Source organism: Terriglobus saanensis SP1PR4 (assembly GCF_000179915.2).
GTDB lineage: Bacteria > Acidobacteriota > Terriglobia > Terriglobales > Acidobacteriaceae > Terriglobus > Terriglobus saanensis.
Genome location: NC_014963.1, coordinates 104787 through 121079 on the forward strand (window position 1 = coordinate 104787; position 16293 = coordinate 121079).

The 16293-nt window shown below is 52.8% G+C and carries 6 protein-coding genes; all 6 read left to right on the forward strand.

Annotated elements, in window-relative coordinates; genetic code table 11:
* Positions 1 to 504 precede the first annotated feature (504 nt).
* Entirely contained in the window at positions 505 to 3840 is a 3336-nt protein-coding gene (locus ACIPR4_RS00535; RefSeq protein WP_245536411.1) for an outer membrane beta-barrel protein, read from the forward strand.
* A 97-nt stretch (positions 3841 to 3937) separates the two neighbouring features.
* A complete protein-coding gene (locus ACIPR4_RS00540) occupies positions 3938 to 4591 on the forward strand; it encodes a response regulator (RefSeq protein WP_013566684.1) in 654 nt (217 codons plus the stop codon).
* Positions 4592 to 4626: 35 nt separating this feature from the next.
* Positions 4627 to 7677 (forward strand): sensor histidine kinase, encoded by a 3051-nt coding sequence (locus ACIPR4_RS00545; RefSeq protein WP_187290226.1) that lies wholly within the window; start codon positions 4627 to 4629, stop codon positions 7675 to 7677.
* Between the two features lie 551 nt (positions 7678 to 8228).
* Positions 8229 to 14222 carry a phage head spike fiber domain-containing protein gene (locus tag ACIPR4_RS00550; RefSeq protein ID WP_013566686.1) on the forward strand — a complete coding sequence of 1998 codons (5994 nt, stop codon included), beginning with the start codon at positions 8229 to 8231 and terminating at the stop codon, positions 14220 to 14222.
* A gap of 27 nt (positions 14223 to 14249) precedes the next feature.
* Positions 14250 to 15233: an RHS repeat-associated core domain-containing protein gene (locus tag ACIPR4_RS00555; protein WP_483754777.1), complete on the forward strand. Its 984-nt coding sequence runs from the start codon at positions 14250 to 14252 to the stop codon at positions 15231 to 15233.
* A gap of 2 nt (positions 15234 to 15235) precedes the next feature.
* Positions 15236 to 16063, forward strand: a complete 828-nt coding sequence (locus ACIPR4_RS00560; RefSeq protein ID WP_013566688.1) for a hypothetical protein — start codon at positions 15236 to 15238, stop codon at positions 16061 to 16063.
* Positions 16064 to 16293 lie beyond the last annotated feature (230 nt).

Consider the following 16293-nt stretch of genomic DNA (forward strand, 5'->3'; position numbering starts at 1 on the left):
CAAAAGGATACTCTGGGTGAACTTGGTCGTTCGTGGATGCCGCAAGCTTTCTTGAGCTTCGGCCGCGTCGAGTCATAGAACTTGCCCATGCGAGACAGATCCCGTCCTGTCCAACTGGCCAGGGTCGACCTGAACCCAGCTATCTGACGGAGGAGCTTGCGAAGAGCCTATTCGAGTGGAGATCAGTGACAGAAAGCGATGCCAGACTCCCGCGAATTTCCTGTGGATCGCGCGTTGGGCCGCCACTATTCAACTGGGCTGTCCAACCCATCTCTGGCTTTCTCGTCTTGTTGGTTTTTAGAGAGGTCACACTTGCACTTGAGGGCACTTCTCTCCGTGTGCGTCTGCTCGCTGCCCGGGTTTCCGGCCGATTTCTTCTTTCAATACCCCCCTTTCGGGGGGGAACAACAATTCAATTTGGTGAATATTCTGATCGCACTGTCGAGCATGTCACTACCGCGAATTCTTCGAGGAGATTCCGTGCTTGATTTTGGAGGAACCAGATTGAAATTGAAAAACTTTTTTCTCTCGATCCCTGTGCTTGTGATTTGTTTCAGCGCGCCTCTGCTCGTCTCGCAGGTCGCGAATAACACTGCAATTGTTGGAACGGTTCGAGATCCGGATGGGAAGTTGATTCCCAATGCCAAAGTAGTTGCGGTGAATCAGGGAACGAAGGTTCAATACCCAGCTAACACGGACAACCGTGGCGACTACCAGATTCAATTCGTGGCTCCCGGCAGTTATAACGTCACGGTCAATGGCGCCGGTTTTAGCCAAATCGTTAAGACTGGAGTCGTCGTAGTCGTAAACCAGCCTGCACGTGCCGATTTCGAATTGGTCGTGGGCTCAGAAGCGGCGTCGATCACGATCACGGCCTCGACACCTCCTTTGCAGACGGACGATGCCTCTCTAGGAGAGACCTTCGATTCCAAGTCTGTCCAGGATCTTCCCTTGATGGGGCACAACGCATTAGACATCGCGACAACTGCGTCAAACGTCACGACCGGAGTTAATACCAGTTACACCAACGTTCCTCCTGGAGAAGACTTCATCGGGGCCGGACAACGCGAGATCCAGAACAGTATCAGTCTCGATGGTGTTTCGATCATGAACAATCTCCTGAGTGCGGCACCGGCACGTCCCAGCTCCGACATGATCTCCGAAGTGCAGATGCAGAGCGGCAACTATTCCGCTCAGTACGGCTCTTACCTCGGGTTACACGTGAACCTGGTTTCGAAGTATGGCACCAATGATCTGCATGGCGCCGCGTATGACTATATCCAGAACACCGCCCTGAACGCGCATAACTACACCGATGCTCCCGGTGCTGCAAAAGCAGTACAGCACTATAACCAATATGGCTTCACGCTGGGTGGTCCCGTCGATATTCCGCATCTCTATAACGGACGCAACCGCACCTTCTTCTTTGGCTCCTGGGAGCGTCTGAGGCAGATTCAGGAATCGCCAGATACTGGTGAAACTACCCTGACGGCAGCTGAGCGCAATGGAGATTTCTCCGCTCGTTATCAGGGATTCGATGGATCTGGAAATTGTATTAACCTTTGTCTGCACGATCCATTTACAGGTGATTATTATCCGAACAATATTATTCCGGCATCTGACCTGAATACAGCAGCAGCTCAAATATCCAAAAAGCTACAGGCTTACATGGTTTTGCCGAACCAGCCGGGAAGTACCGCATCCTTTGGAACGGAACAAAATCTAAGTGGCAACAATCCAAGCAGCCTAGTTATTACACAAACGCTGGACCGGGTAGACGAGAATATCGGCGACAAAGTTCGTCTCTTCTTCCGCTATCACTGGCAGGACATCAGTTTCTTTACGGGCACACTCTTTCCAACCAATTCGACCTCTGGACCGACAAATTCCAGAAACTACGCCTTCGGCTATACGCACATCATTACGCAGAAGTTGATCAATGATTTTCATATCGGTTTGAATACGATTGTTTCGAATAATCTTGATTACTTTTACGCAAATGGACCAAGCAATGCTGGTACGCAACTTGGCATACCTGGCTTTACGTCGGACACACAGTATGGCAATCCCGGCATCCCTACGATCAATATCGATGGTGTTTTAGGCCTTGGAAATGGTTCAGCAAACTGGTTCCAGGACGATCGCACCGTGGACGGATACGACCAGGTCAGCTATCAGGTAGGGAAGCACAACTTGATGTTCGGCGCGGAGCTTCGCCGACTTACACTCGGGCGTCAGGCAGCGAATGATCCACGCGGTGTCTTCAACTTCTCCGCCAATAGCAATAACGACAGTACAAGTACCGGATTTGCGGCAGCGGACTTTGTGCTCGGTCTAGCGCAGTCGTCCAATACGCCTATCTTTCCGCTCAAGAGTGGCATCGGAGAATGGCGCGATGGATTCTTCGTATTGGATAACTGGCAAATACTCTCAAGGCTCACGCTCAATTATGGTATTCGCTATGAGCTTCCAACCGTTCCATATAGCTTGAACGGCTATGCGCGTATTCTCAATGCGAATGAAACGGCCATTATTCCCGCCTCTTCTGCTGCCGATGCGGCGTCCTTCACGCCCGCAGTTGGATTCAAGTTCATCAATCCGACCCATATGGATTGGGCTCCGCGCGTTGGCTTTGCTTATCGACCGAGCGACCATAATACAATTCGTGGCGGCTTCGGCATTTACTATAACGCGAACCAGCTCAATACCTATACGCTGACGGCGCAGAACTACCCTTTTGCTAACACGGCGGAGTATGACACCGATCCGTCCAATCCTGTAAGTCTTTCGAACCCAACCCCGGGCGCAGCATCTCTTACGCCTGTGACCGGCGTGCCCGGAACTTATGGATCGGCCATTACGATGGGACCTGATCTTCCGACGCAAAGGCTCTATCAGTGGAACCTTTCCGTAGGGCAAGATCTTTGGCACAACGCTGCTTTGGAGCTCCAATATCTTGGATCGCATGCGCTTCATCTGGATCGCAACTTCTTTGACAATACTCCGACCCCGGGACCTGGAACGATCAACTCTCGGCGCCCCAATCAGCTCTTCGGCAAGATCCGGCGCATCCAAAATGATGCCTATTCTCACTACAACGGCCTCACTACGATTCTGCGGCAGCGTTCGTTCCACGGTCTTTCTGCATTGCTAAGTTACACGTGGTCCCATGATCTGGATGTTACGGATGATTCCAACGGCACGGGAAACACGATGAACAACTACAACATTGCCCAGGACTATGGAAACTCAGGTTGGGATATTCGTCACCGCTTCGTCGGCAGCGCGACCTATGCGCTTCCGACTCTTGCAAACCACGGCTTCCTGGTCCGCGAGACGGCGGGCGGTTGGCAACTGAATACGATCGTGACGTTACAGACAGGAACGCCATTCAACCTGCTCGTCGACAATGATCCCGCGAATATCAGCGAACCGCGCAATACCGTTCAGCGGCCGAATATCCTTGCACCGCTCCAGGAAATGCATTGCACAACGCAAAATATCATTCGCGGAACTACCTGTCTGGATATTGCTCATCTGGCAATTCCGGCGCAGTACACTTTTGGAAATGCCGCACGCAATATGTACCACGGACCGGGACAGGAGAATGTAAACTTTTCCGTCTTCAAGAACGTTCCCATCTACAACCGGCTCCAGCTCCAGATCCGAGCCGAGGTGGCGAACCTCTTCAACCATCCGAACCCGAACGGTCCCAACAGCGAGATTGATTCTCCTTCCTTCGTAGGAAATAATCCGGCCTCTGACCCTACTCTCGGGACCGTAACGAACGTGTCGTCTTCGCCGCGTCAGATTCAACTCGCTGGAAAGATCATTTTCTAATTCGCTTTTCCTGAATTTCTCCTCGTGAGAGCGCAAGGTTCTTCCATGTTAGGCTCCTGGAGGAACCTTGCTTTTTTAAACGAGAGCAAGGCATAAAATGGAATCTGTTCCCGATCATTCTATGCCGCAGATAAAGGAAATCCGGATCCTTTGTGTGGACGACCATCCCCTTATACGCGACGGGATTGCCTTTGCGCTGCAATTTCAGAAAGACATGAAGTTAGTTGGTGAGGCAAAACACGGCGAAGAGGCCGTGATGCAGTTCGAGCGTTTGCTGCCGGACGTGACTCTGATGGATATTCAAATGCCTGGTATGAACGGCATCGACGCCATCCATGCTATTCGCAAAGTTTCTCCCAGGGCGAAGATCGTCGTACTGACCACTTATGCTGGCGATGTCCAGGCTGCACGTGCCCTTGAAGCGGGAGCGAGCGGGTACCTTCTAAAAAGCATGTTGCGCACAGAGCTCGTTGTTACGATCCGCGAAGTCTATGAGGGGCGGAGGCGCATTTCGCCAGAGATCTCCGCCACACTCTCCGAACATCTCAGCGCGAACGATCTTTCGCCGCGCGAAACAGAGGTGCTCCGTTCTGTGGCCCAGGGGAGATCGAATCGACAGATCGCCGATGCTCTACTGATCTCAGAGGACACAGTCAAGGGACATATGAAAAGCATTATGGCGAAGCTTGATGCGGGGGATCGAACGCAAGCAGTTATCATCGCGATGAAGCGTGGGTTTCTGCAAGCTTGATGCACCATCGATCCATCAAGAGGTGTCGCCAGCGTGTGCGCAGCATTGCTCGCATTATTTTTTTCGCTGTCCTTTTGTTCCAGCCTTCGGCGATCGCTGTCTGTCCCGCTTCTTCCACTCCGAGAACGATTACGGATGTTTCACATTTCAGTTGGACAGCGAAGGATGGAGCCCCACCAGAGGTCGATAGCTTAGCCCAGACGAAAGATGGCTATCTCTGGATTGGGACTTCGTTGGGCCTCTATCGTTTCGATGGTGTTCGATTCACACCGTACCCTGCCTCGGCCGCGAATCCTTCCCTTCCAAGTCGTGCGATCTCTGCGATTGCAGCAGGCGATCAAGGTGGTCTGTGGATTGGTTATGTCTATGCAGGCATCTCTCACCTGTATGGCAATACCCTTGTCAATTACCCTCTTCCGTCGAGCGTTCGTGGAGGAACTAGTATTCAAGCGCTCTCTTGCTGCAGGCAGGATTCAGTATGGGCGTTGGTCGGTAACACCATACTTCGATTGCATGCATCGCAGTGGGAAGATTTTGGTGCACTCAACGGTCTTCCCGCGGAGGCCCATTTCGCCATGTTTTTTGATCGCGAAGGTAATTTGTGGGTTTCAGCGCGTAACAACGTTTATGTTTTGCGAGTTGGCGGGCATCGTTTTTCGAAGGTTAATGTTCGTGTGTATTCGGTCACGCAATTCGCCCAGACGAAAGACGGGACGCTATGGACCAGCGATGCCTGGCGTGGAGTAAGACCGCTGTTTTCCACGTGCAAGAAGCCGGAAGTAGAGATGAAGGTCACGGCGAACATGGTGATCGATCCGGAGGACAACATCTGGTTAGGCAAAGACTATACGGGTGTATCGCGCGTTACATCTAACTTAGTCGGATGTTCGACGCGGACTCCTCAACAACAATTTCGGACGAGTGAAGGCCTTACGTCGAATGTTACGCATGCCCTTTTCAGAGATCGAGACGGAAACATCTGGATCGGAACAGAGCGGGGCATCGACCGCCTACGACCTCGCATGTTCACTCTTTTAGAGGGTAAGACGTTTAACTTCTACCCTGCCCTCGCCGCAACTCCAGCGGGTGCGCTTTGGATCGGAACCCACGAAGAGGGCCTTATTCATGTTAGTGAGAGGGGGATTGTTCCTCTCGGGAGAAGGCATCCCAGTAGTCCTCTTGCGGTTGATGCCGCAGGGGGACTCTGGTTGGGTGACGCGCACGACCATAAGCTGCATCACTACAGCTCACGTGGTTTACATGACAGGGAAGTACCGGGACCCAAAGAAGCCCAGAATGCCGCCGTTCAGGGTATCGTCGTCAAGGCCGATGGGTTCCTTCTTGGGGCCTTCGAAGGACATGGTCTCTGGTCGTATTCGAAGGATTGGAAGAGGGTCTCCGAGGAAGGGCTTACCAACGAGACACCTTCGTCTCTGGTGCAAATTGGAGATTCAACATGGATCGGCTATTCGAACGACCGGCTGGTGCAACTGGTTGGTCACCAGACACGGTTTTTTGCTCCTTCCGACGGTCTTAGGGTTGGCGCGGTGCTATCGATTGTTGAAGACCAAGATAGGATTTGGATCAGCGGCACGGATGGCGTGGCCTTTCTCAAGCAGGATAAATTTCTTCCTCTCCATCTTCTAAGAGCAGATCTCACAGAAGGTGTTTCCGGTATCGTCTTCGACGAGAGCGGAAATCTTTGGCTCAACGGAGGATTGGGCGTTGTGCGGGTACTGAAGAGTGAGTTAGACCTTGCCATGCAGGAGCCCAAATATTTTGCAAGTGCTGTGCTCTATGGAGAGGCCGATGGCATTGTGGGTTCACCCGCCCAGGTGAAGCCTGTTCCCTCGGCAATCAAGGATGGGCGCGGTCGTCTCTGGTTTGCAACCGCAGGCAATCTTGTCTATCTATCCCCCGATTTTATGTCGCAGCCTCGCCCTTTGCCGTCCGTTACGATGCAGTCCGTCTTCGTGAACGGACAAACAGTTTCCAGCTACGGGAATCAACACAGGCTGGTACTTCCAGGTGGTAGAGATAATCGCATCGAGTTCAATTTTGCCGCAGTCGACCTGAATACGCCGTCGCAGGTCTCGTATCGATTCAAGCTCGAAGGGGAAGACAAAGAATGGCAAAATGCTGGAACAAATCGACAGGCGGTCTATGCAAGGTTAAAGCCGGGCGCGTATAGATTTCGGGTTGCCGCAACCAATGGGGAAGACAAATGGAGTGAAGCCGTACCGGCTCTCCTCTTCAATGTGAAGCCAGCGTTTTATCAAACGAAGGGCTTTATTATTCTGTGTGCTTTAGTCGGAGTCGGATTCTTATGGTTTGTCTATCTTCTCCGGATTCGCTATGTTACGGCTCGGATTCGGGACAGGCTTGAGCAAAGGTCTACGGAACGACTTCGCATTGCACGTGAACTTCACGACACTCTGCTTCAATCTATCCACGGACTCATGCTCCGGTTTCATTATGTAGCGGAGTCTATCTCCGAAACAGACCCGTCGCGCGAGATGCTGTGTGAGGCATTGGAGCGGGCTGACGATTTAATCGTCGAGGGAAGAAATCAAGTTCAAGACTTGAGAGGCGAAGGAGAGAGTGAGCGATCGCTGCAGGAAGCTCTCATGCGATTGGTGGAGAAATTTCGTCTTGGCGCCTATCCCGAGATTGACATTACGGAAGAAGGATCGGGCAAGCTTCGGCCTGTGGTGCAAGAGGAGATAAGAAAGGTCTGTCGCGAGGCACTGATTAATGCGTTGAATCACGCCAAGGCTACACGGATCGGGATAGATATTATTCACGCGCACGGATTCTTCGAGGTTAAAATTTCCGACGATGGAATTGGCATTCAAAGCGAAGTCCTCAGAGAATGGGGCGGCCGCGGACACTGGGGATTGAAAGGCATGTCCGAGCGCGCGAAAGCAATTGGGGGAGTCTTGCGCATTCGCACGAAGACACCATCCGGCACGGAGGTAAGCGTGCGCCTTCGTTCTTCGGCTGCGTACCTCGTGACCCATCCGATTACTTCTTTCCTCAAAAAGATATCCGAGCGTATTAAGGCCACCTTGAAAGACATTCGCTAAGATCTCGCGTAGTAAAGACATGCCGAAGGCCTTGAGATCCAAAGAGGCCTAATCAAGCGCGTGACTCATCGCCAACCCACTTCACAAGTGTGCGGAAGAAACCAAATTCCTTTGCGAGTGGCTTCCCATTTTGGAAGGGGCAGAAGAAAAATCATGAATGCTCGACCGATAAGCGCATTAAAACTTGTTAGCCTATTGCCGAAAGTCAAACAAGTTCTATAAATCCGCAATTACCGACCTGTGCCTCGACCTAAAAATCGTTTTGCATTAGTAGAAAGGGCCTGTTGTATAGGCGGGCGTTCTTCTCTCTCAGGACCTTATGCTGCACCGTTATGTTACATACGAGCACCCTGCATTATCTCGTTCTCCTGCCTTGACCCGCTCCAATGGATGATTTAGCACTGACGTCGATTGAGAAAGCCATAGAAGATAGTCCAATCGGAAGTCAAAATTTACTGGGACCTCAATAGAAATGCCTCAGCTCTTGAAAGCGCTCTTAGCAAACACTAGAGCTGCATTTCGTACCGCCTGCTCTTGGAGAAAATAACTCTGTGAAAAACCCTGTATTGACTCTGTTTTTCTGCTTCTGCCTGTGCGCACGCTCTCAATCTCCCTCCACTCAAATCACACCCTCGAACGATACGGGAACTTCTCAACCTGGTAGCTACTCCGCACCGCTCGGTTCGGTGAATCTCACCAATGGAAATTTGAGCCTGTCGATCCCTTTGCTCTCTCTTCCATTTCGGGGGGAAGCCGGATTCGCTTTGGCCTTACAGTACGACAGCAAAATCTGGCAATCCCGCTTCACGATCAATCAGACGGACGCTACCGTGAGTTGGGTCTACGAGCAGCCGGGCGCTGCCGTTGGAGCTATGGGGTGGCATCTCAACTTGCCGTATCTGAGCCCGCCCAAACTCGTTAGCGATGACCAGGGCAATCTGACCTCGCTTGGAGAAGAAATTCTCACGATGCCCGATGGAAGCAAGTTCTCCATTGCTGCGGCGCAGAGTGGGCTTGATGCGGAGGATGGCTCGGGGGCGCACATGGAGTTTACGCCCGGATCTCCCTGGACGAGCGGACCTACGAACATCACCGTTCGGCTTGCGAACGGATTGCAGATCCATTTCCCCACTGCAGGCTCTGTGGCGGATCGAATCACTGACCGCAACGGAAACTATCTCAGCATCGTAAATAACGTCATCACGGATTCTGCCGGACATCAGATCACTCTTCATCCTCACACGGGAGGTCAGTACTCTTACTACGATCAGGTGTTTTATTCGGATTCAAACGGGATGCAGCAACATATCGATTTCACTGTTCAGAGCCACACGTTCTTTACGACGACTCCGGACTGCCATGCCCCAAACTTCAATACGAATAACAATGGGGTCGCGTGCCCATTCACATATCCTCTTCCCGCAAATAACACGTGCAACACGGGCGTTTGTTACCAATCGATTCACAACACGCAACCAAATCTCAACGTTCCATACCCGATGTTGACGAGCGTTAAGTTTCCGGATAATTCCACCTACGCGTTCGAATACAACGAGTACGGCGAAATCACCAAAGTCTCTTACCCCACGGGTGGCTATTCGCAATACGGGTATGTCTTGATGGCGCACGGGGAAACATACTGGTACGACGGCGAGCTGTTGAATACCGACTTTAGAGAGGTCAGCTGGCAATCGATGTGTCCCAGTTCAACGGGCAGTTGTGCGGCAGCCGACATTGAGCGTACCGACTTCGCGCCGGTATTGGGTGGAAATCCCAATCAGGCTGTGCCGCAGGCTAGCGCCAGAGCAAACTCTCAGAACACGGTCACAGTGACGAAAAACGGCGCTATCCTGGCCAAGTCGGTCCATAACTACGTCGATCCGACGGCCGAGAGTATGGGTTACGAGAGCCCTCTGGAAACGTCTCAGGTCAACTTTGATACTGACGGCGCTACAGCCTTGACGGCAACCCGAACGCAGTACATTTTCTACCCAAACAACTTTGCTCTTCCTTCCAAGGTAACCACATACCTTTGCAGCGGAGCTTCGTCGCTGAGCGCTACGACAACGCTGGAGTATGCGTCCATGGATCACCGTGTGATGCGACCCATCGCGCTTCCGTATTGGAGTCAAACTCCTAATTCGGTTTCGCTGCCAATCGCTGCGGCTGTGTCCACTAAGGCGGAATATGGTTTTGTCTCCCGCTCGGATTGCGGCGCATCAGATCCTCCTGCAAGCAGCTACGGCTCGCTTTTACGTAGGGAAGTGGCTTCCTATGGTTTGAGCGATTCAAACTATCTCGCCGCCCGTCTATTAACTCTTCCGATGTCTTCGACGATCTTTGATGGCGCGGGATCGCAGGTCGCTGCCACTACAAACGAGTACGACGTCTATGCGGGAACGAACCATGCGGCTCTGGCAGTCTCTTCGGCTGCCAATCTCACTACCGCCTATGGGGGAACGCGAAGGGGAAATCTTACTGGCGTTTCCCGTTGGGTGTCAGGCAACTCCTGGGTCGGTAGTTACCGGCAGTACTATGACACGGGCTCAATCGCAGCTGACGTCGATGCTTTGGGCGCTGCGACTCACTATGCATACGACTCGACATACCTGGCTCCCACCACGATTACAGATGCGTTGGGGCATCCTGCGTCTCGCTCTTACTACGGATCTACCGGACTATTGCACACGTCGACAGACTTGAATTCGAATGTCACCACCTACGCGTACGACGCCCTGCAACGACCTACGACCATCCAGTATCCAATTGGCACCACGACCATTCAGAGACCGAGTACGACTCAGATTCAAACGCTCATAGCGCAGAGCAGTGCAGCGAATCAGGAAACCGATACTTTTCTGGATGGCATTGGACGCACAATCGAATCACAACATATGGACCCCGATCACCACACCTGCAGTGGCGGCGTCATCCATACGACAACCTCGTACAGAATGTTAGGACAGTTCGCAAGCGTCTCCAACCCATTCTGCACTCCATCTGACGCGACCTACGACCTCACCTTGTTTACCTACGACGGTGCCGGTCGACGCACCCGAACTACCCACCAAGGGGATGGAAGCTATTCAGGGAAAAGCTATAGCCTGAACGTTGCGGATTCTTTCGATGAAGCCGGAAAGCACAGGCAGCTAACGACAGATGCGCTGGGCAGGCTTACAGATGTGTACGAGCCGGAGGGCGCCTCCAGCAGCCCCACGATGCATACGGTGTACGGCTATAACGCGCTTGGAGATCTGCTGTCGGTAACGCAGTATGGGCAGACAGGTGATTCCGCGCGATTGCGTAGTTTTTCTTATGACGGATTATCTCGTTTGATCACCGCGACGAATCCGGAGACGGGGACGATTTGCTACGGCGTTTGGAATGGATCGAATTGCATCAATGGTTACGATGCGAACGGGAATCTCGCGAACAAGACGGATGCCCGGAACGTCTCTGTGAACTACGGCTACGACGCGTTGAATCGGCTGATTTGGAAGCACTATTCGGATGGAACGCCGCCTGCGGCTTTTGGCTATGACGGGTTTGCGGAGGACGGTACGACGCCCGTAGCGGGTGCAACGAACTCGATTGGACGGCTGTCTCACAGTTCAAATCAGATCAATGTAGCCGCCAACTACGGATACGATGCGATGGGACGGCAAATCAGGGAAGCCGTCTGTGTTCCGAGTGATTGTTCTTATGGGAAGACCGTTTCCGCAGGGTACGATCTTGCGGGGAATCTGATTGATTTGACGTATCCGGATGGGCGTAAGGTTCACCAGACCTACGACGCAGCGGGTAGGATGGCCGGAGTGAATTACACCGCTTGGAATGGTGTGGCGAAGAATCAGGCTTATCTGACAGTGGCTGAACCTCCCGGAGGCTATGACGCCGCAGGGCATGTGGTGAGCGCAACGTTTGGCAACAATGTCGGTTTCAATGCCAGCTATGACAATCGAGAGCGGGTGAAGACGTTGGCTTACGGACCATCGTCGACGCCCTTTTGGTCGAAGCAATATGGTTGGACAGCGAACAGCAACTTACAAAGCCAGACCGATCTTGTAGCGGGTGTTCAGCGGCAGTTTGCGTATGACAATCTCAATCGGCTGACGGCGGCGCAGGACATCTTCTGGAATGTTGCCGGAATGGGTGCATCGGGCGGGACAGGGAGTTCTTCCGGCAGCGGTACCGGCACTGTCAGTCCACCTTCGGCGGGCGGAGCTACGCCGCAATGGACCGATCCCGATGATTCGAATGTTCTGCTCAATCCGGACATGCCGGGAGCGAACGGCTGGGGGATGGGTGCCGAAGCCCGTTCCACGATCACCAATGGAGTGGCGGCTCCAGATGGAACGATGACCGCGTCCAATCTCACCGCCAACTCTAATGCAACGGATACATTAGCTACGGATGCTGTGGCGAATCCTTATCTTTACAGTGGTGAGACGATGACTGGATCAGTATGGCTGCGGTCGCCGTCGGGAACACGCAACATCTATCTCTTGCTGCTTCAAACGGGGTCTGCAGGATTTACCGCAGCAGCTTCGAAGCTCGTAACGGTGACTACAACTTGGCAACAATTCCAGCTAAGCGGACCGACGCAGAGTGGCCTTAGTTCTCTTTATCTGCAAATAGGCGGAAGCTCTTCGATCAGCAATGGTGCAACTGTTTCCTTTTGGAATCCAATGGTCGAAGATTCGGGCCATTCCGGCGCGACGATCACGAATTTTTTGCCCTATTCCCAGCGGTTCACCGGGGCGTCCTGGTCTCCCGCGTCGGCTACTGTCACGGAAAATGCGGCGCAAGCGCCCGACGGCACGAATACGGCAGCTGTAGTGACAGCCACGAGCCCGACCGACAGCTATATCACCGACACAGTAGCGAATCCAGCTCCGTACAGCGGTCTACCGGTTACTGGCTCGATATGGCTCCGATCCGCAAGCGGCCCTCAATCTATTTTGCTCACCCTTATCAATTTTTACGGGGCGAGCGGATTTACAGCATTGGGTGCCAAAACGGTTACCGTTACTTCAGATTGGCAGCGATTTGAAGTAGGGGGCATAAATCAAACCACCTTGACAGAACTTCAGTTACAGGTCGGCGGTGGCTTGACCTTCAAAAGTGGACAGAGCATTCAAATCTGGGGGGCTCAGCTGGAATTGGCTTCGAGCGCGGGGCCGTATGTGGCAACTGGTGGAAGCGCTGTAAGTGCAGGCACGAACCTCACAAATCTTTTGCCCTATTCGCAGCAATGGAACGCGGCGAGTTGGGGAGGAACACTGAATGTACTCGTTACGGCGAACGCTGCCACGGCCCCGGACGGATCGAACACTGGAATTCAAGGCGTCGCAGTAAGTGGACAGAGCGACGCGTGGTTGATCAACGATGTAAGCCATCCCTCGATGTATGACGGTGAGACCATCACCGGCTCTGTTTTTCTCCGAATACCGAGCGGTTCGCGATCCATCAACATTTACCTTGCGGCAGAAAACGCTTCAGGCCGCACCTATCTTAAAACACAAACGATCCAGTTAACTACGGACTGGAAGCGCTTCACCATGACAGGACAGCTTCCAACAGGTCTCACCCGCCTTTTCCTTCAGGTCGGGGGAGCGAACAGCCTCAGTTCTGGTCAAGTTGTCGATGTCTGGGGCACGCAGATAGAGATGGCTTCGTCCGCTGGTCCGTATGTGATGACGAGTGCCCTGCCTGTGGTCGCGGGAAAAGAGCTCGTCAATATCCTGCCTAGTTCCCAGCAGACGAATGGTCCTGGCTGGGGCTTGGCCAACGGATCCATGGTTCTCAATAATGCAATCGCTCCAGATGGCACCGCCACTGCAACCACCATTACAGCCGATCCGACGACAACGGATGCGTACATCGGCGATGCGGTTCCGAATCCCTCGCTTTACGACCAACAGACCGTTACCGGATCGGTGTATCTGCGGGCAGCCAGTGGCAGCCTGAACATCAATCTGTACCTAACGAATGTGGGAGAAAACGGATGGAGTGCTCCGTCCTCCAAGCAAGTGACCGTGACGACTACTTGGCAGAGGTTCTCGATTACTGGCACAAATCAAAATGGCCTTACCGGGCTTTTTCTCCAAATCGGTGGAGGAGGCTCGTTTAGCCAGAGTCAGAGCATACAGGTGTGGGGTGCGCAGATGGTGATCGGAACCGACCCCGCACCGTATACACCGACGAACAGTTCCACCACGCAGTATGCGACCGGGACACCGGGAACGCTGGTGACCAACGGGCTTAATGAGGCGTATGCGTATGATTCCTTCGGCAATATCCTGCAGAACAACAGCTTCCACGCGACCTACGACGCGAACAACCGGATGTCGGGCTACAGCTACGATGCGGCGGGCAACCTGCTGTCGAATGGCGTGACGAACGTCATGACGTGGGATGCGGAGAACCGCATCCGGACTGTGGGCGGGGCAACCTATATCTACGACGCCGAAGGCAATCGCGTGGAGAAGCAGGGAGTCGGCGTAACCGACACGATCTACTTCGGTGGCAGGCCGATCGCGTGACTGACGGCGGGGCAGTGGACCGACCTCATCTATGGCCCCAGCGGCCTGCTGGCCGAAGTTCCAGGGACGGAGAATGGCGCCCCGGTCTATCGCATGACCGATCACCTGGGGACGCAGGTCGGAAGCATGCTGGCCGATGGCACCTTCGTGAATCCCATGGACTACAAGCCCTTCGGGCAGGTCTTAGCGGGCAATACCAGTGATCCTTATCTGTTTACCGGCAAAGAAAGGGATGGAGAGTCAGGGTTGGATTACTTCGGGGCCAGGTACTACGCCAGCAATATGGGAAGGTGGATGAGCCCCGATTGGAGAGTAAATATACAACCAGTTCCGTATGCAAGTTTGGACGATCCGCAGTCCCTAAACTTGTATATGTATGTACGAAACAATCCACTTAGCGGATTCGATCCTGATGGCCACAATTGGTTCACGGACTTCTTAAACGGGCTAGCCGATTCGACATATAGACCCATTGTGCATATCGTTGAACATCCTATCGCAACGGCACAGGGAGTAGGCGCTGCTGTGGCTCATCCCATCGTGACAGGCAGAGCCATAGGGACAGCCGTGAAAGACACGGTCGTAGCGGCCGCTCATGGAGACGGTAGAGCGATAGGACAAATCGTCGGAACAGTAGGCACAGCAATCGCAGGTGGCGCTATCTCGAGAGGTGCAGGCATCGCTGGTGAAGCAGGTGCAGAGGCTGGAGGTTTTGTTGGTGGAACGACCTCAGTCACAACCGAAGAAACTTATGCGGCCCGGTTAGCTGAAGCTCAGGAGGCCTACCCCAACAAAGCTGGCACTATCGAGAATCATCACATTGCGCCAAAGTACCTCGGGGGTGCCGCTAGTGGGCCTACGATACCTCTTGATGGTGCTTATCATCAGATGATCACAAACGAGTTCCGAAATCTTGCTCCTTACGGTACTGGACCTGTTTCTCCTCAACAAATGCAGAATCTTCAGGATTCTGTTTATTCGAAATTTCCTCTTCCACCAGGATCAAACTAGCCATGAATACTAAAACACAAGTAATCATTTCGGATCTAGCTAAAATGCTAGGCGTACACGTTCGTAAGATAAACATGCGCGATCCAAACGTCTTCCACCGGGAACGAGGCAGCATAGCGGAAGACCCTGAAATTTTATCTTTTACAGAAGCCGTTCGATTCGAATGCGAATCTTTCAAAGCCGAGATTCGGGGCAATGGATCGTACTTGGTATTAGAGCTAAAAGCTGCTTTGAATGGGGGTACGTGGTCAGTCAACGCACCAGATCAAATTACTCTTACTCGCAGAGTGCAAAACGTATTTGCCGGTGATATCGGATCTCTTTTTGCCGTAGGGGCTAGACTCTCGCCGGAAGCAGAACAGATAATTCAACAGGAGGCATTTCAAAGCCTCTTGAAAGAACTAAAATTGGGGCCTCACGAGAGCCTCCACTTCTATAAAAACGCCGTCACATACTATGCACTATCGGTGGATACTGCAAAATTCTTGGAGCGAATGAATTTCATCTGTCGCTTCGTTGCAGGGATCGCTCAACCGAAGAAAACGTTGCAAACCATTGATCTGCCGAGACCCTTTGCAGAGTTAAATGACTGTGCTCAGGAGTGGGCAATCAGCGATGACGCCGAGCGAGCCGGGGCAATCGAAGCCGCTTCCACCGAAAAGCTTAGAAGATTGGTGGAGAAAATTGATCCTATGGTGCGTGAGATCAATGCTTATCTAGATACTCATTCAGGAGAAAAAGAAGCTGTTTTGGCAAGTTTGGCTGAGACGGCATCAGAGGCAAAACTCGCGCTGGAACAGGAAGATAGAGCGCATCATGATCGGAAATAGTCCCCATAGGTATTGTTACGATGCGGACAGACTTTGGTTACGATCGCACATCGCAGCAAGTACATTTGTTCTGTTTTAGCGCATCCCGTTTTACCGGCAAAGAAAGAGATGGAGAATCGGGACTGGACTATTTCGTGGCCATATACTCCAGCAGTATGGGCCGGTGGATGAGCCTAGACTGGGCCGCGATATTAGCCTTTCCCCTGCGCAAAGCATGGCGATGCTCAGTT

Excerpts from the sequence above, each read along its gene's own strand:
- ACIPR4_RS00540 (WP_013566684.1), top strand. The coding sequence starts at position 3,938 with ATGGAATCTGTTCCCGATCATTCTATGCCGCAGATAAAGGAAATCCGG.
- ACIPR4_RS00560 (WP_013566688.1), top strand. The coding sequence starts at position 15,236 with ATGAATACTAAAACACAAGTAATCATTTCGGATCTAGCTAAAATGCTA.